We start from the raw sequence: 26934 nt of genomic DNA, 5'->3' as shown, positions 1-26934 counted from the left end.
AAAGAGCACTAAGTTATTTTTAAAGTTGCTTTGCTTTTTAAGATCACAAAGCATTATACTCATTTTTTGTCATCCTGAGCGAAGTCGAAGGACCGCAAAGATATTCCTCAAAGTTTAGTTACTTTGTCGAGCTACTTTCGCCCCTTCGACTTCGCTCAGGGTGACAGCTCAATAAAATTATCTAATTATCAAATTGGCAGATTTCCTAATTCAAGAAAAGCTTTCCCTAAATACTTAATGATAGTAGAAGCCGTAAAAGATTCATAACCCGTTTTTGGCAATGCAATATCAGCCGTTAAACCATGAATGTAAACACCGAGTTTTGCAGCGTATTTTGGTTCATAACCTTGTGCCAAAAGACTCGTTAGAATTCCGGTTAAAACATCACCGCTTCCTGCTGTGGCAAGCGCTGCGTTTCCGGTTGTGTTTTGATAGATTTCAGATTTGTTGACTATGAATGTCGGAGCGCCTTTCATGACGATAATGACTTTATATTTTTCTGAAAAAGCGACTGATTTTTGAAATTTTTCTGCTTCTGAATTCCATTTCCCGATTAGTCTTTCCAATTCTTTAGGATGAGGTGTCAAAATCGTGTTTTCAGGAACTAATTCCAGCCATGCTAAATTTTCAGAAATGATGTTCAAAGCATCGGCATCCAGAACTAAAGGTGCTTTGTTTACTCTCAAAAACTCAAATAAAGCTTTTTGGGTTCCGAGTTCCTTCCCTATTCCTGGACCAATTCCGATTGCCTGTGGCACTAATGGCAAATGAATATTGGTAATGAAATTTGCATTTTCATCGGTGGCAACCATAACCTCGGGAATCGAAATTTGAAGAATTTGATAACCGCATTTAGGTACAAAAGTGGTTACGAGTCCGCAACCTGATTTAAGACAGGATTTTGAAGCTAAAACTGCGGCTCCAATTTTTCCATAACTGCCGCCAATAATCACGGCGTGACCTTGAATTCCTTTATGTGTCTGCGGATTTACAGGCTTGTAGATTTTTAAAACTTCTTCTTTTGTTATTAAATATGGAGCTTTCATTTTCTATTTTTAATTCAAACGCTGATTTACAAAATACATTTTCATCATGCCTTTATTTTTAACTTCGATTTCACCGCGATAACTGCAATTAAAATTGTCTTTTACTAATTCAAACGTATTTTCAGAAATATTTATTTTTCCGGATTCCGAATTAGATTCCATTCTTGAGGCAATATTTACAGCATCTCCCCAAATATCGTAAGCAAACTTCTTAGTTCCCACAACTCCCGCAACAACAGGCCCCGAATTAATTCCGATTCTGATATTAAAAGGAGTTCCGTTAAAATCGATATTTGATTTTGAGTCTTCAACAAATTTAAGCATTTCTAAAGCAGCGAGAACCATTAAATTTGCATGATTATCAGAGGCATAAGGCAATCCTCCGGCGCACATATAAGAATCGCCAACGGTTTTGATTTTTTCTAAATCATATTTTTCGATAATTTCATCAAATTTCGAAAAATAATAACCTACACTTTGCACTAATTTTTCTGGAGATAAGTTTTCAGAATAACTTGTAAAGCCTTCAAAATCGGTAAATAAAACGGTAACCGATTCGAATTTTTTAGCCAAAACTTTTCCCGTTTCTTTTAATTCGGCCGCCGTTTCTTCGGGAAGAATATTGAGTAATAAGGAATTTGAACGGTTCCTTTCATTCTCAATAATTTTATTGGTCTTATTCACAAATTTATATCTTCGGTACAATCCAAAAGCCAGCAAAAGCACCAATACAAAAGAGATTATAGACGAAATTGCGATGATTTTCTGTGTCTTTTTCTGCTGATTCAATAAATTGACTTCAATTTGTTTTTGCGCGACTTCGGCATTCGTTCGGATGTCAGCCATTTTTTGAACCATTTCAATATTATTCACACTGTCTTTGTAAATAATATGGTTTTTAAAATAATGCAGCGATTCTCTAAAATTCCCTGATTTCTGATACAGTTCTGAAAGTTTTAAATTTGAATTGCTCAGCTGTTCTTTTAATCCATATTTCTGCGCCAAACTCAAACTTTCTTCGGCATAACCCAATGCTTTTTTCCAGTTATTTCGTTTCAAATAAATATCAGACATATACGTGAGATAGTCTGAAATAGCATAATAATCCTCTAATTTCTCTAGAATTGCGATAGCTTCATTTATGTTCTTCATCGCTAGATCATCTTCTCCTTGTTCCGCATAAAGCATTCCGGTATTCCCTAAATTATAAGCTGTACCAATTAAATAATGAGCCTTCTTAAAGAGAATACCGGACTCTTTATAATAGGCTAATGCATTTTCATACTTTTTACTTTTCGAATATTCTTCCCCAGCGTTCAATAAGGCAGTGGCTAATGAAATTGTATCGGTTGTTTTTCGTAAAATTGAAATTGCTTTGTTATAGTACATTTGGGCATTTAAAGTGTTGTCCATAACCGAATAAACATCGGCAATAGACATATTTGCAGCGCCTTCTCCAGCAGGAAAATCGGCCTGAATTGCAGCATCTTTACTTTTAAAGTACGCATCAAGTGCGGTATTCAAATCACCAAGAACGCGGTACGAATTCCCTTTTTGCAGATAACCGCGATGTAAATAAAGATAATTGTTTTCCTTTTTTGACAGCTGAATGAGTTCGTTGGCATATTTAAGCGAAGTTTTGAGATTACTGACTTCATTAAAAGATAAATTTCGCAATAACTCGAGTTTGGCTTCTCCGGAAAGTTTATTCTCTTCATAAATCTTCACTAAGCTGTCAGCTACTTTTTGATTTTGAGCATGGCAAATAACAGATAAAAAGCAAATTGCAATTATCAAAAAACAAATTCTGGTAACTGAACTACTTTTTCTCAAAATTCTTAACTGTTAGCTCTTAATTTAGGATCGATCAGGTATTTTTTGACATTATTTTGGTAGTAAATACTGAAATTGATTTTGTAGATATTATTAGTTTCAGCAATATCAGCTTGATCTTTAACGGTGGCGACTACTTTGCTGTTTTTTCCGCCGGAACCGGTTATCGTAATGTCATCGTCAAGAAAATAAATATCAGTTGGGTCGTTTAAATCAAAATCGTAAACAATGCTGTCAATTGCAATATTGTATCCTACATCTTTTGATTCGCCTACCCATTCCACATTTTGAGCAATATAAACATTGCTTAAAAAATCAACTATTTTTCCGGTATCGCTCACGCCGTCATTATCATCAGAAAGTTCGCAATTATCGTGAATATCATCCTGAGAAGGATTTTTCATATGATAGAGTCGGCTGGCATCAACAGTCAAAACTATCTGTACATTTTTACCCATAATTCAATCATTTAAAATTAATTATTTTGCTTTTTAGAGGTCCAAAATAGTAGTCAGGAAACTAGTTTTAACTGGTTGATTTTTAAGGGGTAAAATTTTAAATCATACTCAAATTTAGTAATTTTTTTATTTGAACTTTGATAAAATCAACAAGATGCTTTTTAATCGGATTAAAGTATCGTTTCGTCGGGTATTTAGTTAATAAAAGAAGTAAATTCTTTATATTTATAAATATAATTACCTGTTTTTAAACATCTTACAAGTTTACTTCGAATAAAATTCAGCTAACATACAACGCTTATGAACGTAAACAAACACGCTATAGAGTGGAAAGAAATTTTAAACTTTAAAAACATTGCTCTTAACTTAATTGGAGTTGCTTTTATCACGCTTGCTTTAAAAGGTTTTATGCTTCCAAATAAGTTTTTAGACGGTGGTGTCATCGGAATCTCGATGCTTCTTCATGAAATTTTACATCTCCCGTTTGGTGCTTTGGTTCTCGTTTTAAATATTCCGTTTTTGTTTATTGGAAAAAAAATCCTCGGCAATACTTTCGCTGTTCAAAGCCTTATTACGTTTATCCTTATTGCTCTGAGTATTAATTTTGTACATATTGATGCCGTGACTTCAGATAAATTACTGATTGCTTTATTTGGAGGCTGTTTAATAGGCATCGGGATGGGTTTTTGTATCCGGAGCGGCTCAACTGCTGACGGAATTGAAATTTTAGCTTTACTGACCACTCGAAAAATCGGTTTAAATGTTTCAGAGGTCATCTTTGGGATAAACAGTTTGTTGTTTCTTGCTGCTGCCTGGTATTTTGGAATCTCAACTGCATTATATTCTATTGTAACTTATTTCTCGGCTGTAAAATCTTTAGATTATATCTCACAAGGTGTTGAACAGTATATTTCGCTGCATATCATTTCAGCCAAAAGTGCTGAAATTAAAGAATTAATTGTTCAAAAATTTAAAAAAGGAATTACAATAATCAAAGGCGAAAGAGGCTATCTTCCAGACAGTTTTGATGAAAAATGGGACTGTGATATTATTGTAACCATTGTCACTCGTTTGGAATTACTCCGAATTAAAGAAGAAATCAGTCAGCTTGATCCGCATGCCTTTATGTATATTCAATATATAAAAGATGCGAGTGGCGGTATTTTACGATTTAAACCGAAGCATTAGTTTTTTTGCCACGACCCGAGCGATAGCGAACTGGCGAAGCAATGTCACGAATTTTCACTAATTAATTTTGTTTAAATTACTGAAGCTATAGTAATTTTTTAGAAATGAGACTTCTTTTTTACCAATATGTCCTAGCCCTGATAGCAGCGGCATCCTTTTTGTTTTTTCTTTAAAAACAAAAAGATATAGCGGATAGCAGGAAATTGCTCCTAAATATTGCGAAATTTATAATTTAGACTATCAAAATTCGATATTTTTTGAATAAATTTGCGACTCAATTTTATAAAACAACACAATGAAAAATACTGCGCTTACGCACATACATGAAGGTTTAGGAGCAAAAATGCTTCCTTTTGCTGGTTATAACATGCCAATTACTTATGAAGGAGTTAATGCTGAACATGAAACGGTTCGTAACAGTGTGGGCGTTTTTGACGTTTCGCACATGGGTGAATTTTTCTTATCGGGTCCAAATGCTTTGGCTTTGATTCAAAAAGTAACTTCAAATGATGCATCGACTTTGACGATTGGAAGAGCGCAATATTCTTGCCTTCCAAATAACGAAGGAGGAATCGTGGATGATTTGATTATTTATAAAATGAAAGACGAAGAATATTTACTTGTTGTAAATGCTTCGAATATTGAAAAAGACTGGAACTGGATTTCTTCTCACAATGATTTGGGAGTTGAAATGAAAAATCTTTCTGATGATTATTCATTATTAGCCATTCAAGGTCCAAAAGCGGTTGAAGCTATGCAGTCTTTGACTTCTATTGATTTAGCTGCCATTACCTATTATCATTTTGAAGTGGCCGATTTTGCTGGTTTTAATGATGTAATTATCTCTGCAACTGGTTATACTGGTTCTGGAGGATTTGAAATTTACTGCAAAAATGCTGATGCTGAAGCAATTTGGAACAAAGTTTTTGAAGCGGGTGCAGCTTTCGGAATCAAACCAATCGGACTTGCAGCGCGTGATACTTTACGTTTAGAAATGGGATTCTGTTTATACGGAAACGATATTAACGATACAACTTCTCCGCTTGAAGCTGGTTTAGGATGGATTACTAAATTCACTAAAGATTTTACCAATTCTGAAAACCTGAAAAAACAAAAAGAAGAAGGAGTTTCAAGAAAATTAGTTGCTTTTGAAATGCAGGAACGTGCAGTACCAAGACACGATTATGAAATTGTTGACGGTTCTGGAGCTGTAATCGGGATTGTAACTTCTGGAACAATGTCGCCTTCTATGAACAAAGGAATTGGTTTAGGATATGTTACAGTTGCAAACAGCGCTGTTGACAGTGAAGTTTTTATTAGAATCAGAAAAAATGATGTTCCTGCAAAAGTGGTAAAATTGCCTTTTTACAAGAAATAGTTTCCAATAAGTCTTAAAGATGAAAGTCAAAAGTCATAAAGTTGTGAAATACAAAACTTTTAGACTTTTCACTTTTGACTTTTGACTTAAAGAAAATTCCAAAAATGCATTACAATCTTAAAAGTTGTAATGCATTTTTTTTTGATGTTTATTTTGAGATATTACGCGTCTATTTCGATCGTTTTGTCAATTTTTAATACTCGTTTTTCTCATTTCATGTCATTCATAGATAAAATCTTTTAGTTGTCGATATTCTGCAGAAATTACTGTCATTTATCAAAAAAATACCGTAATTTTAGTGTAACTGATGATTTACAGATTTATGAAAAACCTATTATTAGTACTTCTGCTTACTTCAACTGTTCTATTTGGTCAAAATAGCGCTCAGACATGTCAAATCCTAAATAAAATCAATGCACTTATTCAGACTGAACATATTCGGCCAAAGCCAATAAATGACAGTTTGTCGATTTTTGTTTTTGATAATCTGATCAACGAATTAGATTCTTCCCGAAACATATTTTTTAAAAGTGAATACGATGAAATGTCTAAAAAATACCGCCTAAATCTAGATGATTTAATTTTGAGCAACGACTGCAGTTTTTTAGATGATATCACGTCAAAATACAAAACGGGACTTTTGAGAACCAAAGCTGTTTTGGAGAAAATCCAGTCCGAAAAAATTGATTATGCGGTTAAAGATACAATTCGGTTTTATAAAAAAGCATTTCCATTTTATCTGAAAAAAGAAGATCTAGAAAAAGTCTGGCTTAAAAAGCTGCGTTATCAAATTTTAGATGAAATGGCTGAAAGCAGTGAAAATCTGGACTCAATTAAAGCAAATTTCGCCTCAATTGAATCGGCTTCAAGACACCAGATTTTATCTAATGAAATTTGCCGAATAAGTACACTGCTAGAAACTAAAGTTAAGCAGGAAGAAAATCTTTATAATTATTTCTGTACCTATTTTGATCCGCATACTGCTTATTTCAGTGATGATTCTAAAACCAGTTTTGTTGCTTCATTATCTAAGGAACATCTTTCGTTAGGAATGAGTGTTAATCTGAATGAAAAAAATGAAATCATTATAGCCGAAATTGATCCGAATGGTCCAGCATATCAAACCGGACTCATTAAAAAAGGAGATCAAATCATTTCGATATCCAATCAAAAAGAAACCCTGAAAGTTTCCTGTTCTTCGTTAGAATCAATTTCGACCATGATTTTGTCCGAATCCAATAAAAGCATAACGCTTACGCTGAAACGAAATTCAGGAAAAAGCTTTGATGTTTATATTGAAAAACAAGTTATGAAGGATGAAGATAATTCGGTTTACAGTTTTATCATTGGGAAAGACAGTAAAATTGGCTACATCAAAATTCCAAGTTTTTATGCTGACTTAGATGAAAATAACCGAAAAGGCTGTGCCGACGATGTTGCCCGAGAAATAATGAAACTTGAGCGCGACAACATAAAAGGCTTAGTAATTGATTTAATTGACAACGGCGGCGGTTCTATGGAAGAAGCCATAAAATTAGCCGGAATGTTTATTGATTATGGCCCAATTTCGATTGTAATCGACAACAAAAAAGAGAAATCGGTGATTAACGATCCGTATAAAGGATTAATTTACAAAGGCCCAATTGTGGTACTTGTAAACAGCAATACAGCATCGGCAAGTGAATTTTTTGCTTCTATAATGCAGGATTATAATCGTGCTCTTTTAATGGGAAGCACCACACTAGGAAAAGCGACAATGCAGACTATTCTTTCGCTTGACGATCAAAAAAACACTGATTTCTTAAAAATTACAATTAATAAATTTTACCGCGTTACAGGTAAAAGTCATCAATATGTTGGTGTAACTCCAGATGTAGTATTACCCGAATTTTATGAAGATGTTTATCAGAAAGAAAGTGATTTTCCAACCGCAATTAAAAATGACAGTATTGCGTCTTTTTTAAAATATAGACCTTATGCAAAACGTGCTTTGATTGATCAATTAGCGAAAAACTCTGCTGCAAGGCTAGTCGATAACTACTATTTTAACGACATTAAAAAAATCAACCAAAAAATTGACAACATCGTAAACACACCAAAAGCAGAACTTCCAATGACTTTAGATGCCGTTTTTAAACAAAAAAAACTGGTCAATTCGCTTTGGAAAGAAATCAATACTTTCAATGACGAAAATAATCCACTGGATGTTTACAACTCAACTGTGAATCAATTTTTACTTGGCGTTTATCCAAACGATAAAACAGCAAATCAATACCAGATCGACAATCTAAAAACGAATCCGTACTTGAATGAAGCCGTAAATGTTATCAATGAATTTAATGCTTCAAAGTAGCGTTTTTGTTTCAGGTTTCAGGTTACAGGTTACAGGTTACAGGTTACAGGTTACAGGTTACAGGTTACAGGTTACAGGTTACAGGTTACAGGTTACAGGTTTCTTATATAAAAAAATCCATTCGCAATACGAACGGATTTTTTAATTTATGGATTCCAATAAACTTGAAACGTGATCCCGAAGCTTCGGGAGAAACTTTTAAACTAAAAATATAATTGAAATTGATTTTGGAAAAATAAGGAATAACCGTATTTTTGCATCACAAAACTAAAAATTAGAAATGGGAAGAGCGTTCGAATTTAGAAAAGGAAGAAAAATGAAGCGTTGGTCAGCAATGGCCAAAACATTTACCAGAATTGGTAAAGATATCGTTATGGCTGTTAAAGAAGGCGGACCAAACCCAGATGCCAATTCTAGATTAAGAGCTGTAATACAAAATGCGAAAGCAGCCAACATGCCAAAAGACAATGTGGAGCGCGCAATTAAAAACGCAAGTAATAAAGATACTGCTAACTATAAAGAAATTTTATTTGAAGGATATGCGCCTCACGGAATTGCAATCTTAATTGAAACTGCTTCTGACAACAATAACAGAACGGTTGCAAACATTAGAAGTTACTTTAACAAATGTAACGGAACAATGGGAACTCAAGGTTCTGTAGAATTCATGTTTGACCATACTTGTAATTTCAGAATTGCAAAAGGTAATCTTGATCCTGAAGAACTAGAGTTAGAATTAATTGATTTTGGTGCCGAAGAAGTTTTTGAAGACGAAGACGGAATCTTAATTTACGCTCCTTTTGGAAGCTTTGGTGCTTTACAGAAAGAATTAGAAAACAGAAGTCTTGAAATTTTATCTTCTGGTTTTGAGCGTATTCCTCAAATCACAAAAGAATTAACTGAAGCTCAAATCGCTGACGTTGAAAAATTAATCGAGAAAATCGAAGAAGATGATGACGTTATGAACGTTTATCATACTATGAAAGAAGAATAATTTCTTATTTGCGATATATTTTAAAAGCTCTAGATTTTTCTGGAGCTTTTTTGTTTTCATAAACTTGGCCTTTTTTAATTCAAATAAAAAATTATATTTGCTAATCTCAGCAATAAACTAATTTAAATACAATTTTATGCAAACCTCAAAAATCACAAGATACGCTATAATATTATTAGTTGTTTTATTCGTAGTAATTAGCGTATTAGGCTAAAAAACAAGAAAGCCTTCTGAAATTTCAGAGGGTTTTGGTTTTTTAAAACAATTGAAAACTAAACACATGAGAAAAGTTTTAGAAAAAGACTGGGAGATTTTTGATAAAAATTACAGAATTAGCAGAGAAGAATTGTTTCTCATTTTCCCTTACAGAGCAAATTTTGAGGAGCTGAAACAATTGCTTCTGGAATCAAAAACTGATTCTATATTCAATAATCGATTTGATGCTATATTATGGAGATTTCCAATTTCTATGTCGGATAATGAATTCATGAAATTATTACAATTCTTTTTACTAGAGAATTGGCATCATGATCATGAATCCATGATCAGTTCTTTCCAACAATGGTTCAATCAAGATAAGGAAAACATAAAATATCTAATGCAGGCATTTTCTTCCCTTCCTGAGTTTTATAAGTATGATGAAGATCTTAAATATCCTTATATTCGAAAAATCATCTATGCAATTGGCGCACAACCAGAACCCTACAATTTTGAAGCATTAGAAACTATTTCACAATCAGAAGATGAGGAAATAAAAGCATTAGCATTGCATCAAATTGAGAAAAGAAAACGACTTGGTAGATGGGAAGCAAAAAAACATGAATAACTTTTTCATTAAGACTTCAATTAAACTTTCCAGAATTAGAGAATGACATAGATCACCCGATAGCGCACATCTCCGAGTAATTTGTTTTTCAGGAGCCTTTTGTTTGTAACGGTTTTAAACTAAGACAGTATATTTGAAAAATCATATTTACCATTATATTTGCAAAACCTCAAATAAAAATTAAAATATGCAAACATCAAAATACACAAAAATAGCTGTAATTGTAATGGTACTTTTGTTTTTAGTATTAAGCGTAATAAGCTGCAGTACTCATGTTCATACAAACGGGCCAGCACCAACAACTAAAAAAGTACCGCCAGGACAGGCTAAAAAAATGTCGGGAAGCAAAAGTGCAAAAGCATACGCTCCAGGACAACAAAAGAAAAAATAAAAAAAAGCCTTCTGACGGTCATCAGAAGGCTTTTTTGATTAAGAAAAATCAAATTATTTTTTTGCTGGTTTTTTTGTTATTTTCAACAAATAAGTTCCTTCCGGTAAATCAGTAACATTTGAAGCGTTACTTCCCATTATTTTATTTCCTTGAGAAAAAATTTCAATTGTTTTAGATTCTGCATCATTTTCTTTTGAACTTTCGACAGCAGTAACTGGCGTTTTTGTTGGAACTACAGTTTGTACTGTTGGTGATGCAGCAACTTTTTTTGCAGCATTTGAAGCTGGAGCCGTCGCAGGTTTAGAACTTGCATAAGAATCCATAACTTGTTCGTCAGTCATTGCAACATTATATATTTTAAGATCGTCTATATCAGCATTAAAAACAGCTGTCGTATTTATTTGTCCAAGCCTTAAAATATAACCTTTAGTTGCGCGCGAAATTCCAGTTGCCGATTTTAATAATTCTCCATTACGGTATATTTTTGACGTATTCCCATCATAAGTAATGTTATACTGATACCAAACCTCTTTTTGAAGCGGAAGTGAAACAACAATATTATTAGCATCGCCCCAGCCAATTAGACTTAAATCTGAATTTCCTGAAGCAACGGGTTGCTGTACTAAACCAAAAAATTGAGCATTTACAGCTGCACCATAACCTAAAATGTAATTTGCTGAAGCAACATTATTAAATTTCACCCAAAATGATATTGATCTGGGTTTATTTTCTTGCGGAAGTTCCCCTACTACACCCTGCAGTACTTTATTCGTAATTCGCTGTGCCGCTTTAGCAGTTCCCATTCTGTCATTTACAAAATTAGGAGCTCCTAATAAGGTGATACTATTATCAGAACTGCTTAAAGTTCCATTGAAAGTGAATTCCTGAACAGGATTTTGAGCATTAGAATTTAAAAAAGCTACAAACATTAATATAAGTAATAGTTTTTTCATAGATATGATTTAGGGTACTTAAAAATCTTGTAAATATGTAATATAGATGCGATTAATTAATTTAGCAATCAGGCTTGGACAATTATTATGCAAGCTCAATAAATAACTCCATTTTTTGTTAAAACTATAAATTTAATTCAAATCTACCAAATACTTGCAATACAATAATACGTTATTCTTATTAAAACAATGAAAAAGTAATAAAAAATAAAAGTTAAGTACAACATTTGTAAATACATCTTTACAAAAAAAACCTTCTGAATTTCAAAAGGTTTTTTTTTCCACTATCCAAAATAAATGCTCACTAAACAACATACTAAAAAAAAAAAAAAAAACTAACTAACTATTTCTATTAACCAAATCTTTAATTCTTACTTTGAAGTGATTTTTTTTGATGGTGCATTTGTTATTTTCAACAAATACGTTCCTTCAGGCAAATCACTGATACTCATCGAATTTTCTCCAATTATTTTTTGTCCTTGCGAATAAACCTCAACATTTTTACCAGCTGCATTTATATCACTATTTGCGATTATTGCTGCTGAAGGAGCTGTTTTAACTGCAGTTTTACTTTTTCCTGAAGAAGTCTTAGCTGATCCTGTTTTAACAGCAGGAGCTGCATCGGCAACAACTGCAATCACTGGTTTTGATTCGTCATAAAATGCTGTAACCTGTTCATCAGTCAGTGCAACATTAAAAATCTTCAAATCATCAATATCTGCATTAACTCCAACTGTCGTATTTATTTCTCCAAGTCTGAAAATATTGCCTTTTGTCGAACGTGTAATACCTTCTAAGGATTTTAAAAGTACTCCATCACGATAAATTTTTGAAACTTTTCCGTCATAAGTTATAGTATAATTATACCATTTTCCTTTTGCTAATGGAACCGAAACAATAACATCATTGCTTGCTCCCCAGCCAGCCAAACTAAGATCTGAATTTGAAGAGGCCGTACCTTGTTGCAGTAAACCATAATATTGAGCATTATATGCCGTTCCGTAGCCCAAAATATAATTTGGTTTCGAAATATCGTTTAGCTTTACCCAAACACTAATTGATCGAGCACTATTATTTTGTGGCAGGTCGTCAATTACAGCTTCCAGAGATTTATTATTTAAGTGCTGGGCACCGTTTGGATTTCCCATACGATCTGGAACAAAATTATTTGTTCCCATGAAGGTAATAGTATTTTGAGTATTGTTTAAAGTACCGTTGAAGTTAAACTCCTGAATAGGATTCTGCGCATTAGCATTCAAATAACTTACAAACATTAAAGAGAGTAGTAATTTTTTCATAGCGATAGATTTAGGGTTATTAAAAAACATTGTGTCATTTTAACACTGCTAAACTATATTTTTATGCTTCTCAGCGAAAATTTTTTCGATAACTAACCTAAATAATCGTTTAAATAACAAAAACTGATGATTTTTAGCGATCAATTGCATTTTTTTTATACTCTCATTAATATTATTAAAATAATATTATTAGTTCAATCAAACTCAAAGTTTCTTACGTATAAATACGGTATTTATAATAATTACATGATTTTTATAAATCCGTTTTTTATGCAATTTTTATGTATTTTCTAAGTTTTCAAAAATTCCTTTAATCTAATGTGCAAAAAAAAACTCCATCACAAGGATGGAGTTTCTGTATATTAAAAAGTCTTTTTATTTACTTTACAAATTCAATTTTTTGAGCTTCTTCTTCGTTAACACTGTCAAAGAATCCTTGTTCGTTCATCCAGTCATCGCTAAATACTTTACTCATATATCGAGAGCCGTGGTCAGGGAAAATAGCAATAATGTTACTATCTTTTGTAAACTCGCCTTCTTCTGCATATTGTTTAATCGCCTGCATTACTGCTCCAGAAGTATATCCAACAAATAAACCTTCTTTACGAGTAATTTCTCGTGCAGAATGAGCACTTTCCTCGTCGGTTACTTTCATGAATTTATCGATAATATCAAAATCAGTCGCTGACGGAATTAAATTCTTTCCTAAACCTTCAATACGGTATGGGTAAATTTCTTTATTGTCAAATTCTCTTGTTTCGTGGTATTTCTTTAACACTGAACCAAAAGCATCAACTCCCAAAATTCTAATATTAGGATTTTGCTCTTTTAAGAATTTTGCAGTTCCAGAAATTGTTCCTCCTGTTCCGCTGCAAGCAATTAAGTGTGTGATTTTTCCTTTTGTCTGTTCCCAGATTTCCGGGCCTGTACTATTGTAGTGTGCATCAATATTTAACTGATTGAAATATTGATTGATATAAACAGAACCTTTTGTTTCTTCGTGTAAGCGCTTTGCTACATTGTAATAAGATCTTTCATCATCTGCTGAAACGTGCGCCGGACAAACATAAACTTTTGCTCCTAGGCTTCTCAGCATGTCAATCTTATCTTTTGATGATTTTGAACTTACGGCTAAAATACAGTTATAACCTTTAATAATGCTGACCATTGCTAAACTAAATCCCGTATTTCCCGATGTAGTTTCAATAATCGTATCCCCTGGCGACAAAATTCCTTTTCTCTCAGCTTCTTCAATAATATATAACGCGATTCTATCTTTTGAGGAATGACCTGGATTAAAAGCTTCTACCTTTGCGTAGAAATTTCCTTCTAAGTCTTCGGTGATTTTATTTAGCTTAATAAGTGGGGTGTTACCTATTAATTCTAAAACATTATTATAAGCATTTATTTCTTCTTTCATAAAAAAATAGTTAATCAAAGGTTTTTTTTAAAACCCCCGATAGGTTGCAAATTTAACAAAATTTTTCTAATTAGCTTTTAATTTTCTCTAAATCTAATAAAAAACTAAATTCTTTTGCTAAGTCCTTCAAAGCCTCAAAACGTCCTGAAGCTCCGCCATGTCCGGCATCCATATTGGTATCTAAAAACAAAAGTTTCTCATTTGTCTTCATATTTCGCAATTTGGCGACCCATTTGGCAGGCTCCCAATATTGTACCTGAGAATCGTGCAATCCTGTAGATACATACATGTTTGGATAATCTTGCGCTTTTACATTATCATACGGTGAGTACGACAACATATAATCATAGTATTTTTTATTGTTTGGGTTCCCCCATTCATCGTATTCTCCAGTTGTTAACGGAATTGTATCATCTAACATTGTTGTAATAACATCAACAAAAGGAACCTGAGCAATTACTCCGTTGTATAATTCAGGCGCTTCATTTATGATAACTCCCATTAAAAGTCCTCCTGCTGATCCTCCTTCTGCATACAAATGTTTAGAAGATGTGTATTTCTCGTTTATTACAAATTTAGAGCAATCGATGAAATCTGTAAAGGTATTTTTCTTTTTTAACAGTTTTCCGTCTTCATACCATTGTCTTCCCAAGTCTTCTCCACCACGTATATGAGCGATGGCGTAAACAAATCCGCGGTCTAAGAGCGAAAGTCTTGTGGAAGAGAAATAAGTATCCATAGTAATTCCGTACGAACCATATGCATACAATAAAAGCGGATTTTTGCCATTTTTCTCTAGTCCTTTTCTGTAAATCATCGAAATTGGCACTTTTGCACCGTCTCTAGCTGTTGCCCAAACACGCTCTTCAATGTAATTTTCTTTATCAAATTTTCCTCCTAAAACCTGCTGTTCTTTTAAGATCTCTTTGGTTTTAGTTTTCATATTAAAATCAATTACAGACGATGGCGTTGCAAGCGACTGATAACTGTAACGCAAAATATCGGTATCAAAATCAATATTTGTTGTTGTATAAGCATTATAAGTCTCGCTTCCAAATGGCAGATAATAATCTGGCTCTCCATTCCAAGGCATGATTCGAATATGATTCAATCCGTTTGAGCGTTCTTCAACAACTAAGTAATTCTTAAAGATTTCAATATCTTCCAGCAAAACATCTTCTCTGTGCGGAATAACATCTACCCAGTTTCTTTTGCCTGTTTTGTTTTCAGGCGTTTTCATCAATTTAAAATTGGTCGCTTTATCTTTATTAGTCAAAACATAAAACGAATCTTCAAAATGTGAAATACTATATTCTAATCCGCGCACACGGGTCTGAAAAACTTCAAACTCTCCGTCTGGATTATCAGAATTCAAAATTCGGTATTCAGTTGTCAAAGTGCTTCCTGAACTGATTACAATATATTTTTTAGATTTTTCTTTGTGAACAGAAACATTAAAAGTATCGTCTGTTTCATTGTAAACCAAAACATCGTCTTTAGAATCTGTATTTAATTTATGTCTGAAAATTTTATCTGCTCTTAAAGTAACTTCATCTTGTCTGGTGTAAAACAAAGTGTTATTATCATTTGCCCAAACCGAACTTCCTGTGGCATTTTCAATTTTGTCTGACAAGATTTCTCCTGTTTCCAAATTTTTAACTTGAACGGTATAAATTCTTCTTCCAACAATATCTACTCCAAAACTGGCAAATTTATTATCTGGACTAATGCTTAAACCTCCTAATTTGAAGTAAGCATGACCTTTTGCCAATTCGTTGCAGTTGAACAAAATTTCTTCTTCTGCAGAAAGACTTTCTTTTTTTCTGGCAAAAATTGGATAATCCTGACCTGTTTCAAAACGTGTAATATAAAAATAGCCATTATAAAAATAAGGAACAGACGAATCGTCTTCTTTAATTCTGCCCTTCATTTCCTCATATAAAGATTCTTGCAAATCTTTAGTATGAGCCGTCATACTTTGATAATAATCATTTTCTTTATTTAGATAATCAATAACTTCTGGATTTTCGCGGTCATTTAGCCAAAAGTAATTATCAATTCTGGTCTCTTTATGTTTTTTAAGTTTCTTCTGAATTTCCTTGGCTTCTGGAGCCATTATATTATTTTGCATTGATTGAGCATTTATTTTAAATACGAAGGAGCAAAAGTAGTACAATCAAAAGGAACGAAAATTAATTTTTTCATAAAATATTCTATTGATTTACCATAGCAATATACTAATTTTGTCTTAAATAATTTAAAAAATCAAGAAAAATGGATTTAATGGGAATGATGGGTAAACTTAAAGAAACCCAGCAAAAAATTGAAGATACAAAGAAACGCTTGGATACTGTTTTGATTGACGAACAAAGCGCTGACGGATTATTGAAGATAACAATTACGGCAAATAGAAAAATAAAAACAATCTCTGTTGATGACTCTCTTTTAGAAGATAAAGAACAACTGGAAGATTACTTAATTGTAACATTAAATAAAGCAATTGAAAGAGCAACAAGCGTAAATGAAAGAGAACTTGATGCTGTTGCAAAAATGGATATGCCGATGATTCCTGGAATGGATAATCTTTTTAAATAAGATTCTAAGATGCTAAGGTTCTAAGATACTAAGGTTCTAAGATACTAAGGTTCTAAGATACTAAGGTTCTAAGATACTAAGGTTCTAAGTTTTATAGAGACTGAGTTTTATAGAGACTGAGTTTTATAGAGACTGAGTTTTATAGAGACTGAGTTTTATAGAGACTGAGTTTTAAAAAAAAAAGACGCACAAGTGCGTCTTTTTTTTTTCACAAAGGAAAAACCTTAGAATCTTAGCAACTTAGAACCTTAGCATCTTTTTTAGATTTTCGAAAAAGTCTCCATAACATACGTGTGCATCACTTCTTTATAATCTAAATGTGTCACAATTCTTAGTTTGTTGCGTCCTAAAGAGCTTATTAATATATTTTTCTGTTTTAATTTTTCGATTAAAAGCTGATCGCTGTAGCCTTCTGCCAAAGAGAAAATTAAAATATTAGTTTCCACCGGTTCTACACTTGAAACCCAAGATTTTGTACTTAAAATAGCTCCTATTTCCTTAGCTCTTCTGTGATCTTCAGCTAATCGTTCTATATTATTTGCCAAAGCATATAATCCCGCTGCTGCCAAATAACCAACTTGACGCATTCCTCCTCCTAATATCTTTCTGATTCTCAACGCTCTATGGATATCAGCTTTGCTTCCAAGCAAAACAGAACCAATTGGAGCACCCAAACCTTTAGATAAACAAACTGATATTGTATCGAAAATAGCTCCAAATTCCTTTGGATTTTGTCTTTTAGCCACTAATGCATTCCAAATTCTTGCTCCATCTAGGTGAAACTTTAAATTATTGGCATCACATACTTTTTTGATATCTCTTAAATCTTCAAGTTCGTAGCAGGCACCGCCTCCCTTGTTTGTTGTATTTTCTACACAAACCAAACTCGTTAACGGACTGTGATAAAATTCTGGGTCATTGATTGCTGCCGCAACCTGAGATGCGTTGATCATGCCTCGGTCGCCATCTAACAAACAGCATGAAACACCGCTGTTGAAAGAAACTCCTCCTCCTTCATAATGAAAAACGTGAGCATATTTATCGGCAATTAACTGCTCGCCAGGCTGTGTATGAAGTTTAATAGCGGTTTGATTTGCCATAGTTCCCGACGGAAAAAAAAGTCCAGCTTCCATACCAAAAAATTCGGCTACTCTTGTTTCTAATTCGATAACCGTAGGATCCTGTTTGTATACGTCATCACCAACTTGTGCGTTAAACATATATTGCAGCATCTCATATGTAGGTTTTGTAATGGTATCGCTAATTAAATTTATTTCCATATAAAACTAATATCTTTTTTGGACAGCAAAATTACATATTACTGTTATTTATTAATCGTAAGTTTTCATAAATTTTAACTTTCGATTACTATACAACCAAATTAACGTAATATTTATAAAAAACATATAAAACTAACATTAATAATTCAAAAATTGAGCGCCAAGTTTAGAAACTATTTTATTTGATGAGAAACAGCATCTTTTGGAAAACAAAAAAACTAGGCAAAACTACTAGTCTTTAATCATTTAGGTGCGAATGGCTGTATTCTAAATTTATTGCTGTATTCTAAAAACTAAATCTTATTTTTGTAGAACGAAATTACATAAGCAAATGAATGTAATCTCTACAAAAAACATCTTAAAACTACTTATTAATTTATGACAACAGCCGAACAAGTAAAAGGTATTGTGGAGCGCCTTGGTGCGTTGAGGAGGTATCTTTGACGTTGATGCCAAGCTAATCGAAATTGCAAACGAAGAAGAAAAAACTTTTGCTCCAGATTTCTGGAATAATGCCAAAGAAGCAGAAAACATCGTAAAAAATCTTCGAAACAAGAAAAAATGGATTGAAGATTATGATAAAGCTGTCGAACTTACTGATGAGCTTCAGCTTGCTTATGATTTTTATAAAGAAGGAGAACTTTCTGTAGAAGAATTAGATGAGCAATACAGTGGAGCACAAGCGCACATTGAAAACATCGAATTTAAAAACATGCTTTCTGATGAAGGTGACAGTCTGAGTGCAGTTGTTCAAATTACGGCCGGAGCCGGAGGAACTGAAAGCTGTGACTGGGCCGGAATGCTGATGCGTATGTACATGATGTGGGGAGAAAGTTACGGTTATAAAATAAAAGAACTTAACTTTCAAGAAGGTGAGGTTGCCGGAATCAAAACCGTGACTTTAGAATTTGAAGGTGATTATTCTTTTGGTTATTTAAAAGGCGAAAATGGTGTTCACCGTTTGGTCAGAATTTCTCCTTTTGACAGTAATGCAAAACGTCATACTTCGTTCGTATCGGTTTATGTTTATCCGCTTGTTGATGATAGTATCGAAATCGACATTAATCCTGCTGATATCGAAATTACAACTTCGCGCTCAAGTGGTGCTGGTGGACAGAACGTAAATAAGGTTGAAACTAAAGTACAGCTGGTTCACAAACCAACCGGAATTCAGATTCAATGTTCTGAAACTCGTTCGCAGCAAGACAACAGACAACGTGCTATGCAAATGCTTCGTTCTCAATTGTATGAAATTGAGTTAAAAAAGCAACAAGCACAACGTGCTGATATTGAAGCCGGAAAAATGAAAATTGAATGGGGTTCGCAAATTCGTAATTACGTAATGCAACCTTATAAATTAGTAAAAGACGTTCGAACTGGCTATGAAACCAGCGATGTTGACGGCGTAATGAACGGAAATATTGATGCTTTTCTGAAAGCCTATCTAATGATGATGGGACAGAAAGAGGAAGAGTAAACAGTGTTCAGATTTATAGTATTCAGTCACAGTTTGCAGTCACAGTAAACTTGAAACCTGAAATTTGAAACTTTAAAACTAAATAGTTATGATAAAATGGGCCGATGTAATTCATTTTACAAATAAAGGAAATCCAGCTCCAGACAATAGAGTTGAAAAAACGGAAGAAGAATGGAAACAGCTTCTTACAACGGAAGAATTTCAGGTTACACGTTTAAAAGGAACTGAACGATCTTTCAGCTCAGAATTATGCAGTTTATTTGATCCTGGAATTTACGAATGCAAATGCTGCGGAACCGTACTGTTTGATGCAAGTGAAAAATTTGAATCAGGAACCGGATGGCCTTCTTTTACACAGCCAATTAAAGAGAATGCAATTGGGTATAATGCCGATAAATCATACGGAATGATTCGCGTTGAGGTTGTGTGCAACGTTTGTGACGCACATTTAGGACACGTTTTCCCAGATGGTCCGCCTCCAAGCGGTCTGCGTTATTGCATAAATGCAGTTTCCTTATCTAAAATTAAAGACTAAAAATAGAAAAACGATTCCTTTAAAAAGTGAATCGTTTTTTTTTGATGCTTAGGTCATTAACAAAAAAAATGTAAGTTAGTGCTTATCAATAAAAAAACTTTTACATCTCTGTCAAAAAAAGCCTAAATACTTCTTTATAAGCAACATAAACCCATACAAATACTACCCATGAAATTGCAAAACAAACAAAATTTTAATATCTAAAATGTTAATTTTGTAATATTTAAACTATTATAATAAATATCTTTCAATAAACCCAATAAAAATATTAGGTAATTAAAATGTATTTTATTTTATTTGGCAAAAATTAACCCCAAATACTATTACATACAATAAATGAAATCCTATTCAATTCAAGAGATTAACGAAGTAATTAATGGCGTGATATACGGCACAACTTCTCAAAGTATTACTGCAACCGAGCAACTGGAAAAAGCAACAACTTCGCAAATTTCATTTATTGGTAATAAAAAATATGAAAAACATTGGTCAGCTTCAAATGCTTCTATTGCAGTTGTAAATGAAGATATCTCAATAGAGCCAGGAGAAAATCGCGCTTTTATTAAAGTAAAAAATGCCGATTTAGCCATGTCTCAAATTCTTGCTCTTTTTGCTCCTCCTACTCCAATATTTCGCACCAACATTCACAAAACAGCTACTATTGACGAAACAGCAATAATTGCAGATGGAGCCAAAATTGGCGCTGGCTGTTATATTGGACCAAAAGTTGAAATTGGAGCTAATGCGACTATATATCCAAATGTGACAATTTTGGACGAATGCACTATTGGAAAAAACACAATAATTTGGCCTGGAACGGTTGTTCGTGAGCGTTGTCATATTGGAAATGACTGTATTATTCACCCAAATGCAACTATTGGTGCTGATGGCTTCGGATTTCGTCCTTGTAAAGAAAACGGACTTGTGAAAATTCCGCAGATTGGAAATGTAATTATAGGAAACGGTGTTGAAATTGGCGCAAATACTTGTGTTGACCGCGGAAAATTCAGTTCTACAATTCTGGGTGACGGCTGTAAAATTGACAATTTAGTTCAAATTGGACACAACAGCAAATTAGGGAAATTTTGCATTATGGCTGGAAACAGCGGTTTAGCAGGTTCTGTAACTTTAGGAAATGGCGTTATCATTGGCGGAAGCGCATCCATAAAAGATCATACCAATATTGGAGATGGAGCTGTAATTGGTGCCGGATCTGGTGTTACGGGAGATGTTCCGGCAGGGAAAACAATGCTGGGTTATCCAGCGGTTGAAGCTCGAGATGCTCTAAAGCAATGGGCAATGCTGAAACAAATGGTCTGCAGTCCAAAAAAATAATCACAGTTTAATCAATTATACAAAAACAGAAGCGAAACCTTCTGTTTTTTTTATGCCCTAATCTCATTAAAATTTAAAATTAGACATTTTCAAAACATTCGATTTATTTCAATTGATTTTGTAAATTAGCCAACACTATTTTGTAAAATCAATATTATATCATGGATTTAAACTTCAATAAAAACGAAGATCACAATAAATTACTCCTTTCAGAATTAAAACAAAAATTTGCTAAAGTCAAATTAGGCGGAGGCGAAAAACGTATCGAAAAACTGCATGCTGAAGGAAAAATGACAGCTCGTGAAAGAATCGCTTATCTATTGGATGAAAATTCAAAAAATATTGAAATTGGAGGTTTTGCCGGCGATGGCATGTACGCGGAACACGGAGGATGTCCGTCTGGCGGTGTTGTTGTCAAAATTGGTTACATTAAAGGAAAACAATGTATTGTTGTCGCAAATGATGCCACTGTTAAAGCGGGAGCTTGGTTTCCAATTACAGGAAAGAAAAACCTGCGAGCGCAAGAAATTGCAATGGAAAACCGACTTCCAATTATTTACTTAGTTGACAGTGCAGGAGTTTATCTGCCAATGCAGGATGAAATTTTTCCGGATAAAGAACATTTTGGACGAATTTTTAGAAACAATGCTCAAATGAGCAGTATGGGAATTACTCAAATTGCAGCCGTTATGGGAAGCTGTGTTGCAGGAGGGGCCTATTTGCCAATTATGAGTGATGAAGCTTTAATTGTGGATAAAACTGGAAGTATTTTTCTTGCCGGAAGTTATTTGGTCAAAGCTGCAATTGGAGAAACTATTGATAATGAAACTTTAGGAGGCGCAACAACACATTGCGAAATCTCAGGTGTTACAGATTATAAAGCTAAAGATGATAAAGATGCTCTAGATAAAATCAAAAATATAGTAGATAAAATTGGTGATTTTGATAAAGCTGGCTACAACCGAATAAAAGCAGAAAAACCTGCTCTTGAACCAAAAGATATTTACGGAATTTTGCCAAAAGCTCGAAATGAGCAATACGATATGATGGAAATCATTAATCGTTTGGTTGACAATTCAGAATTTGAAGCCTATAAAGAAGGTTACGGCCAATCATTGATTACCGGTTATGCCAGAATTGACGGCTGGGCAGTTGGAATTATTGCTAATCAGCGAAAAGTAGTAAAAACCAAAAAAGGTGAAATGCAATTTGGCGGTGTTATTTATTCTGACAGTGCCGACAAAGCAACACGTTTTATAGCAAATTGCAATCAAAAGAAAATTCCGCTTGTATTTTTACAAGATGTTACTGGTTTTATGGTGGGTTCTAAATCTGAACATGGCGGCATTATTAAAGACGGCGCTAAAATGGTAAATGCTGTCAGTAATTCTGTTGTTCCAAAATTTACTATAATTGTCGGTAATTCATATGGTGCCGGAAATTATGCAATGTGCGGAAAGGCCTATGATCCTAGATTAATTTTTGCTTGGCCAAGCGCAGAACTTGCTGTTATGGGCGGTACACAGGCAGCAAAAGTATTGGCACAAATAGAAGCTTCTTCGCTTAAAGCAAAAGGGGAACTTGTTGACGAAGCCAAAGAAACAGAACTATTCAATAAGATTAAAGCAAGATACGATGAGCAGACTTCACCTTATTATGCAGCCTCACGATTATGGACAGATGCTATTATTGATCCTTTAGATACACGCACATGGATTTCAATGGGAATTGAAGCAGCAAACCACGCTCCTATTCAAAAACCGTTCAATTTGGGTGTAATTCAGGTTTAAAGCGTTCCGAAATTCTCAAAATAAGACAAGCAAATACCAAAAAACTCATTTTCAAGGACTTATTATTAAATATGTTATTAAAATTTTGTAATTTTAATAAACAATTTTTAATCACGTAATGTCATGGAAAATGTAAAAAGCTTGAATAAATGGGCAAATTCGCACACTTATTTACCAGTAGATTTAGTACGTATTGTATTGGGTGTTTTTTTATTTATGAAAGGAGTTTCATTTGTAACTAACGTTCAATATCTGCATGATTTAATTTCTCCAATCGATCAGTTTGGAGGCGGCATGTTTCTGCTGCATTATATTGCGCCTGCGCATATGATTGGAGGAATAATGATCGTTTTCGGTCTGCTCACACGATGGGCAATTGCTGCACAGCTGCCTATACTTTTTGGAGCAGTTTTAGTTAATTTCATGGGACGAATGCATTCTGAAAGCTTATTTCTTGCAATAACAGTTTTACTGATTTGCATTTTCTTTCTTTTTTATGGCGGGGGAAAGCATTCTGCCGATTATTACTTTAAAATGCAGCAATAAAATACCTCTATCCTCAGCCTTTATTTAAGCTGAGGATAAAGCAAAAGAGCATTTTTAAGAAGTAATTAATACTCTAAAATTTCTTTTATTCTGTTTTATGAACTAAATTCGCCTCATGAATTGGATTCGTAAGACGGTTTTATTTATTTCACTTTTGATTATTGGCTTCTTTGCTGCTCAGGCAAAAGACGTTCCTATGCAAATAAGTGAAAGCCAAAAGACGGACACCAATTTCTCCAAAGATATTCCAGATTCCTCTGCGTTTATCCAGCCACAAGCCAGTTATCAATTTGCTGCAAGCATTAAAACAGAATATCCAGTTGTAATAAAATGGTTTGATTCGTTAATAGCAGTCATTCCGCAGCATGAAGCGGTTAAATCTTCATTTAATTTTACACGTCAATTTTCAACACAGAGCAAGAAAATCTCATTAATGCTCTATGCTTTCCATTTTTTTTGGTAAATAAACCCTGAAATTTAATTAGAAAGAAATCCTTTCTTTCTTGCGTCTTTAAACCGTTTTCAGCCCGAAAACTGTTTATAATTTCATATTGTTTATCAAATTAAAAAATCAAAAATGGAAACAAGTGTAACCATAATTGGATTAGTGATTGCAGTCATTGTCGCTATTCCGGTCTATTTTTCAGCACGATCGAGCGCTGCAAATAAATCTAAAATTTTAAATATCAAAAAGAAATTCAATGCATCGCATCCTGAAGATTTTGATCTAACCGAATCACAAAGCAACAAAACGCTTACTATAGATCAAAAAAACAGGAGATTTATTTTAATGAATTTCAATCCAAATCAGCAAGAATCAACCTTTATTGATTTAAAAAGTGTTTCCTCCTGCAAATTGGTTTTGACTACAGATGGAAACTCAGATACAATTCTAAAAATTGATTTTGAATTCCAAGAAAAAGAAATTTCTAAAAAAATCACAATACCATTCTATGATTTTGATGATGACCGCATCAAGCAGATCAGCTCTTATCAAGATCATATTTTTGCAAAAAAATGGCTTAAAATCATCCAAGATTCTATTTCACGTTAGTTATTTAATTCAGAAAAGAGGCTCAAATATTGAGTCTCTTTTTATTTATATGATATTTATCATTTTAATTTTTAAACGAGTAAAGTAATTTTGATACCTCTCAAAATGTTTTATTTTATGAAAATTTCGCTGACTCAAAAATATAACGTCCCAGGTCCAAGATATACAAGTTATCCAACAGTTCCATACTGGAATGAAGCCGATTTTAATTTAGAAAAATGGACGGCATCTTTTCAAAAATCATTTTCCGAAAGCAATACTCAAAATGGAATCAGTTTATACATTCACTTGCCATTTTGTGAGAGCATGTGTACTTTTTGCGGATGCAATAAACGAATTACAAAAAATCATTCTGTTGAAGAAGTTTATATAAATGCAGTTTTAAAAGAATGGAGTCTTTACTGCAGACTTCTTCCTGAAAAACCTCTTATCAAAGAAATTCATTTAGGCGGAGGAACACCCACTTTTTTTTCGGTTTCTAATTTGGAAAACCTAATAAATGGAATCTTTAAGTTAGCCGATAAAGCTGAAAACTACGAATTCAGTTTTGAAGGACATCCTAATAACACCACTTACGAACAGCTTAAAAAATTATATGATTTAGGCTTTCGCCGAGTAAGTTTTGGAGTTCAGGATTATGCCGAAAAAGTTCAAAAAGCCATTCATCGCATACAGCCTTTTCACAATGTTGCAAAAGTAACTTTTTGGGCAAAAGAAATTGGTTATAAATCAATTGGCCACGATATCATTTTTGGGCTTCCATTTCAGACTATCGAAAATATTGTAGATACGATTGAAAAAACAAATTCATTAAAACCAGACCGATTAGCATTTTACAGTTACGCTCATGTTCCTTGGATAAAAGGCAACGGACAGAGAGGCTTTAATGAAGAAAACCTGCCAAAAGACGCCGAAAAAAGGATGCTTTATGAAATCGGAAAAAAACTTCTTTCAGCAAATGGATATCATGAAGTTGGTATGGATCATTTTGCGCAGTCATCAGATAGTTTGTTTCAAGCGGCTCACTCTAAAAAACTGCATAGAAACTTCATGGGATACAGTGCATCAAAAACGCAGCTTATGATTGGTTTAGGGGTTTCCTCAATCAGTGACAGCTGGTATAGTTTTGCGCAAAACACTAAGAATCTTGAAGATTATTATCAAATTCTACAATCAGATCGATTGCCAGTCGTAAAAGGGCATATTTTAAGTGATGAAGATTTAATTATTAGAAAACATATCTTAAATCTAACTTGTGAGCTTGAAACTTCCTGGAACAGCGAATCTTTATATTTTAAAGAATTACCAGAGGTTCTTTTAGCCCTAAAAGAAATAGAAAACGACGAATTAATTGTAATTGAAGATAACAGAATTAAAATTACTGAAGCCGGAAGACCATTTGTCCGCAATATCTGTATGGCTTTTGATTTGCACTTAAAAAGAAAATCACCGGAAACAAACTTGTTTTCGATGACTGTTTAATGACAATTAGGAGTCTCCTGCACAAATAAACTCATATTTGATGGCGACAGATATGGAATTCCTAAACCTAAGCCTCTCAAAATAAATAATACGCCTATAAAAACAGCTACAAAAGGAATTGCCTTTTGAATTTTATTTCGGAAAGACAGTTTTAATAATGAATTAATGTAAACCACAATCGTCATTAAAGGAATAGTTCCTAAGCCGTAAAGCAACATATAAAGCACTCCCAAATTGGCACTTTGCATGGCGATTGCACCAAACAACGCCACATAAACCATTCCGCATGGAAGAAAACCATTTAATAAACCTATTATAAAAAGTGATTTGTAACTTTTCTTTTTAAACTGGCTTCCTAAACTTGATTTAATTTTTGAAATTACTTTGTAAACAGGCTTTGAAAAGTTGTATTTAGAAAATGTTTTTTCAGGAATCAATACAACTGCTATCATTGCAATACCAATGAAAATTGATATTTTCTGTTGTATTCCTGCCATAAAGAAACCACGTCCCAGCAAACCAAAAATCAAACCTATTGTTGCATAAGCTGTCAGACGTCCTAAATGATACGTGACAATCTGAGTAACCTTTTTAGCTTCATTATGATGATCAACTGGCAACATTACAGCAATAGGCCCACACATTCCAACACAATGCAGACTGCTGATAAGACCTAATATGAATGCTGAATATAACATTTGT

At 33.5% G+C, this 26934-nt stretch carries 24 protein-coding genes; 15 read left to right on the top strand and 9 right to left on the bottom strand.

Annotated elements, in window-relative coordinates:
- Positions 1-188: 188 nt before the first annotated feature.
- Genes GKZ88_RS02480 through GKZ88_RS02470 form a run of 3 tightly spaced genes read right to left on the bottom strand, consistent with a single transcriptional unit; the run spans position 189 to position 3337 of the window.
- Entirely contained in the window at positions 189-1046 is an 858-nt protein-coding gene (locus GKZ88_RS02480; RefSeq protein WP_155100817.1) for an NAD(P)H-hydrate dehydratase, read from the bottom strand.
- A gap of 9 nt (positions 1047-1055) precedes the next feature.
- A complete protein-coding gene (locus tag GKZ88_RS02475; RefSeq protein ID WP_155100816.1) occupies positions 1056-2879 on the bottom strand; it encodes an adenylate/guanylate cyclase domain-containing protein in 1824 nt (607 codons plus the stop codon).
- Between the two features lie 5 nt (positions 2880-2884).
- The gene (locus GKZ88_RS02470) at positions 2885-3337 is read right to left on the bottom strand and encodes a hypothetical protein (protein WP_155100815.1); all 453 of its coding nucleotides are present in this window, start codon (positions 3335-3337) and stop codon (positions 2885-2887) included.
- Positions 3338-3637: 300 nt separating this feature from the next.
- Between GKZ88_RS02470 and GKZ88_RS02465 the strand changes: the two genes are divergently transcribed.
- From GKZ88_RS02465 to GKZ88_RS02440, 6 genes are all read left to right on the top strand, one after another.
- The gene (locus GKZ88_RS02465) at positions 3638-4525 is read left to right on the top strand and encodes a YitT family protein (RefSeq protein ID WP_155100814.1); all 888 of its coding nucleotides are present in this window, start codon (positions 3638-3640) and stop codon (positions 4523-4525) included.
- Positions 4526-4820: 295 nt separating this feature from the next.
- Positions 4821-5903, top strand: a complete 1083-nt coding sequence (gene gcvT, locus GKZ88_RS02460) for a glycine cleavage system aminomethyltransferase GcvT (protein ID WP_155100813.1) — start codon at positions 4821-4823, stop codon at positions 5901-5903.
- Positions 5904-6225: 322 nt separating this feature from the next.
- Positions 6226-8256 carry a S41 family peptidase gene (locus GKZ88_RS02455; RefSeq protein WP_155100812.1) on the top strand — a complete coding sequence of 677 codons (2031 nt, stop codon included), beginning with the start codon at positions 6226-6228 and terminating at the stop codon, positions 8254-8256.
- Positions 8257-8536: 280 nt separating this feature from the next.
- The gene (locus GKZ88_RS02450; protein WP_155100811.1) at positions 8537-9250 is read left to right on the top strand and encodes a YebC/PmpR family DNA-binding transcriptional regulator; all 714 of its coding nucleotides are present in this window, start codon (positions 8537-8539) and stop codon (positions 9248-9250) included.
- A gap of 280 nt (positions 9251-9530) precedes the next feature.
- Positions 9531-10076, top strand: a complete 546-nt coding sequence (locus tag GKZ88_RS02445; protein ID WP_155100810.1) for a hypothetical protein — start codon at positions 9531-9533, stop codon at positions 10074-10076.
- A 187-nt stretch (positions 10077-10263) separates the two neighbouring features.
- On the top strand, positions 10264-10467 hold the full coding sequence (locus GKZ88_RS02440) for a hypothetical protein (protein WP_155100809.1): 204 nt from the start codon (positions 10264-10266) through the stop codon (positions 10465-10467).
- A 53-nt stretch (positions 10468-10520) separates the two neighbouring features.
- Here GKZ88_RS02440 and GKZ88_RS02435 read toward each other — a convergent pair whose 3' ends face one another.
- The 4 genes from GKZ88_RS02435 to GKZ88_RS02420 form a co-directional block, all read right to left on the bottom strand.
- Complete coding sequence (locus tag GKZ88_RS02435; protein WP_155100808.1) at positions 10521-11420, bottom strand: LamG domain-containing protein; 900 nt, start codon at positions 11418-11420, stop codon at positions 10521-10523.
- 371 nt (positions 11421-11791) lie between these two features.
- Positions 11792-12718 carry a LamG domain-containing protein gene (locus GKZ88_RS02430; RefSeq protein ID WP_155100807.1) on the bottom strand — a complete coding sequence of 309 codons (927 nt, stop codon included), beginning with the start codon at positions 12716-12718 and terminating at the stop codon, positions 11792-11794.
- Between the two features lie 379 nt (positions 12719-13097).
- Positions 13098-14138 (bottom strand): cysteine synthase family protein, encoded by a 1041-nt coding sequence (locus GKZ88_RS02425; RefSeq protein ID WP_155100806.1) that lies wholly within the window; start codon positions 14136-14138, stop codon positions 13098-13100.
- Between the two features lie 70 nt (positions 14139-14208).
- Positions 14209-16269, bottom strand: a complete 2061-nt coding sequence (locus tag GKZ88_RS02420) for a S9 family peptidase (protein ID WP_155100805.1) — start codon at positions 16267-16269, stop codon at positions 14209-14211.
- Positions 16270-16412: 143 nt separating this feature from the next.
- On the opposite strand from GKZ88_RS02420, the gene GKZ88_RS02415 reads away from it, so the two are divergent.
- Complete coding sequence (locus GKZ88_RS02415) at positions 16413-16733, top strand: YbaB/EbfC family nucleoid-associated protein (protein WP_155100804.1); 321 nt, start codon at positions 16413-16415, stop codon at positions 16731-16733.
- A gap of 260 nt (positions 16734-16993) precedes the next feature.
- Here GKZ88_RS02415 and GKZ88_RS02410 read toward each other — a convergent pair whose 3' ends face one another.
- The gene (locus GKZ88_RS02410; RefSeq protein ID WP_155100803.1) at positions 16994-18013 is read right to left on the bottom strand and encodes a GntG family PLP-dependent aldolase; all 1020 of its coding nucleotides are present in this window, start codon (positions 18011-18013) and stop codon (positions 16994-16996) included.
- Between the two features lie 378 nt (positions 18014-18391).
- Between GKZ88_RS02410 and prfB the strand changes: the two genes are divergently transcribed.
- The 8 genes from prfB to hemN all read left to right on the top strand — a co-directional run bounded on the left by prfB (position 18392) and on the right by hemN (position 26232).
- A protein-coding gene (prfB, locus tag GKZ88_RS02405) for a peptide chain release factor 2 (protein ID WP_155100802.1) occupies positions 18392-19490 on the top strand; the annotation gives its coding sequence in 2 pieces (ribosomal slippage) (positions 18392-18454 and positions 18456-19490; 1098 coding nt in all).
- A gap of 88 nt (positions 19491-19578) precedes the next feature.
- The gene (msrB, locus tag GKZ88_RS02400) at positions 19579-20025 is read left to right on the top strand and encodes a peptide-methionine (R)-S-oxide reductase MsrB (protein WP_155100801.1); all 447 of its coding nucleotides are present in this window, start codon (positions 19579-19581) and stop codon (positions 20023-20025) included.
- A gap of 336 nt (positions 20026-20361) precedes the next feature.
- Positions 20362-21360 (top strand): UDP-3-O-(3-hydroxymyristoyl)glucosamine N-acyltransferase, encoded by a 999-nt coding sequence (lpxD, locus tag GKZ88_RS02395; protein ID WP_155100800.1) that lies wholly within the window; start codon positions 20362-20364, stop codon positions 21358-21360.
- 161 nt (positions 21361-21521) lie between these two features.
- On the top strand, positions 21522-23150 hold the full coding sequence (locus GKZ88_RS02390; protein WP_155100799.1) for a carboxyl transferase domain-containing protein: 1629 nt from the start codon (positions 21522-21524) through the stop codon (positions 23148-23150).
- Between the two features lie 123 nt (positions 23151-23273).
- Positions 23274-23696 carry a DoxX family protein gene (locus tag GKZ88_RS02385; protein WP_155100798.1) on the top strand — a complete coding sequence of 141 codons (423 nt, stop codon included), beginning with the start codon at positions 23274-23276 and terminating at the stop codon, positions 23694-23696.
- Positions 23697-23811: 115 nt separating this feature from the next.
- Positions 23812-24159: a hypothetical protein gene (locus GKZ88_RS02380; protein ID WP_155100797.1), complete on the top strand. Its 348-nt coding sequence runs from the start codon at positions 23812-23814 to the stop codon at positions 24157-24159.
- A 114-nt stretch (positions 24160-24273) separates the two neighbouring features.
- Positions 24274-24750 (top strand): hypothetical protein, encoded by a 477-nt coding sequence (locus GKZ88_RS02375; protein WP_155100796.1) that lies wholly within the window; start codon positions 24274-24276, stop codon positions 24748-24750.
- 117 nt (positions 24751-24867) lie between these two features.
- Entirely contained in the window at positions 24868-26232 is a 1365-nt protein-coding gene (hemN, locus tag GKZ88_RS02370) for an oxygen-independent coproporphyrinogen III oxidase (RefSeq protein WP_155100795.1), read from the top strand.
- On the opposite strand, the gene GKZ88_RS02365 is transcribed toward hemN, so the two are convergent.
- Positions 26229-26930: a sulfite exporter TauE/SafE family protein gene (locus GKZ88_RS02365; RefSeq protein WP_155100794.1), complete on the bottom strand. Its 702-nt coding sequence runs from the start codon at positions 26928-26930 to the stop codon at positions 26229-26231. The genes hemN and GKZ88_RS02365 overlap by 4 nt on opposite strands.
- Between the last annotated feature and the right edge of the window lie 4 nt (positions 26931-26934).

The organism is Flavobacterium sp. LC2016-01 (assembly GCF_009711135.1).
Classification (GTDB): domain Bacteria; phylum Bacteroidota; class Bacteroidia; order Flavobacteriales; family Flavobacteriaceae; genus Flavobacterium.
This window is presented reverse-complemented; position numbering and strand designations above follow the sequence as displayed.

What these genes read in the sequence shown, in the direction of transcription:
- GKZ88_RS02480 (WP_155100817.1), bottom strand. Translation starts at nt 1,046, where the DNA reads ATGAAAGCTCCATATTTAATAACAAAAGAAGAAGTTTTAAAAATCTAC.
- GKZ88_RS02470 (WP_155100815.1), bottom strand. Translation starts at nt 3,337, where the DNA reads ATGGGTAAAAATGTACAGATAGTTTTGACTGTTGATGCCAGCCGACTC.
- GKZ88_RS02465 (WP_155100814.1), top strand. Translation starts at nt 3,638, where the DNA reads ATGAACGTAAACAAACACGCTATAGAGTGGAAAGAAATTTTAAACTTT.
- gcvT (WP_155100813.1), top strand. Translation starts at nt 4,821, where the DNA reads ATGAAAAATACTGCGCTTACGCACATACATGAAGGTTTAGGAGCAAAA.
- GKZ88_RS02455 (WP_155100812.1), top strand. Translation starts at nt 6,226, where the DNA reads ATGAAAAACCTATTATTAGTACTTCTGCTTACTTCAACTGTTCTATTT.
- GKZ88_RS02450 (WP_155100811.1), top strand. Translation starts at nt 8,537, where the DNA reads ATGGGAAGAGCGTTCGAATTTAGAAAAGGAAGAAAAATGAAGCGTTGG.
- GKZ88_RS02445 (WP_155100810.1), top strand. Translation starts at nt 9,531, where the DNA reads ATGAGAAAAGTTTTAGAAAAAGACTGGGAGATTTTTGATAAAAATTAC.
- GKZ88_RS02440 (WP_155100809.1), top strand. Translation starts at nt 10,264, where the DNA reads ATGCAAACATCAAAATACACAAAAATAGCTGTAATTGTAATGGTACTT.
- GKZ88_RS02435 (WP_155100808.1), bottom strand. Translation starts at nt 11,420, where the DNA reads ATGAAAAAACTATTACTTATATTAATGTTTGTAGCTTTTTTAAATTCT.
- GKZ88_RS02430 (WP_155100807.1), bottom strand. Translation starts at nt 12,718, where the DNA reads ATGAAAAAATTACTACTCTCTTTAATGTTTGTAAGTTATTTGAATGCT.
- GKZ88_RS02425 (WP_155100806.1), bottom strand. Translation starts at nt 14,138, where the DNA reads ATGAAAGAAGAAATAAATGCTTATAATAATGTTTTAGAATTAATAGGT.
- GKZ88_RS02420 (WP_155100805.1), bottom strand. Translation starts at nt 16,269, where the DNA reads ATGCAAAATAATATAATGGCTCCAGAAGCCAAGGAAATTCAGAAGAAA.
- GKZ88_RS02415 (WP_155100804.1), top strand. Translation starts at nt 16,413, where the DNA reads ATGGATTTAATGGGAATGATGGGTAAACTTAAAGAAACCCAGCAAAAA.
- GKZ88_RS02410 (WP_155100803.1), bottom strand. Translation starts at nt 18,013, where the DNA reads ATGGAAATAAATTTAATTAGCGATACCATTACAAAACCTACATATGAG.
- msrB (WP_155100801.1), top strand. Translation starts at nt 19,579, where the DNA reads ATGATAAAATGGGCCGATGTAATTCATTTTACAAATAAAGGAAATCCA.
- lpxD (WP_155100800.1), top strand. Translation starts at nt 20,362, where the DNA reads ATGAAATCCTATTCAATTCAAGAGATTAACGAAGTAATTAATGGCGTG.
- GKZ88_RS02390 (WP_155100799.1), top strand. Translation starts at nt 21,522, where the DNA reads ATGGATTTAAACTTCAATAAAAACGAAGATCACAATAAATTACTCCTT.
- GKZ88_RS02385 (WP_155100798.1), top strand. Translation starts at nt 23,274, where the DNA reads ATGGAAAATGTAAAAAGCTTGAATAAATGGGCAAATTCGCACACTTAT.
- GKZ88_RS02380 (WP_155100797.1), top strand. Translation starts at nt 23,812, where the DNA reads ATGAATTGGATTCGTAAGACGGTTTTATTTATTTCACTTTTGATTATT.
- GKZ88_RS02375 (WP_155100796.1), top strand. Translation starts at nt 24,274, where the DNA reads ATGGAAACAAGTGTAACCATAATTGGATTAGTGATTGCAGTCATTGTC.
- hemN (WP_155100795.1), top strand. Translation starts at nt 24,868, where the DNA reads ATGAAAATTTCGCTGACTCAAAAATATAACGTCCCAGGTCCAAGATAT.
- GKZ88_RS02365 (WP_155100794.1), bottom strand. Translation starts at nt 26,930, where the DNA reads ATGTTATATTCAGCATTCATATTAGGTCTTATCAGCAGTCTGCATTGT.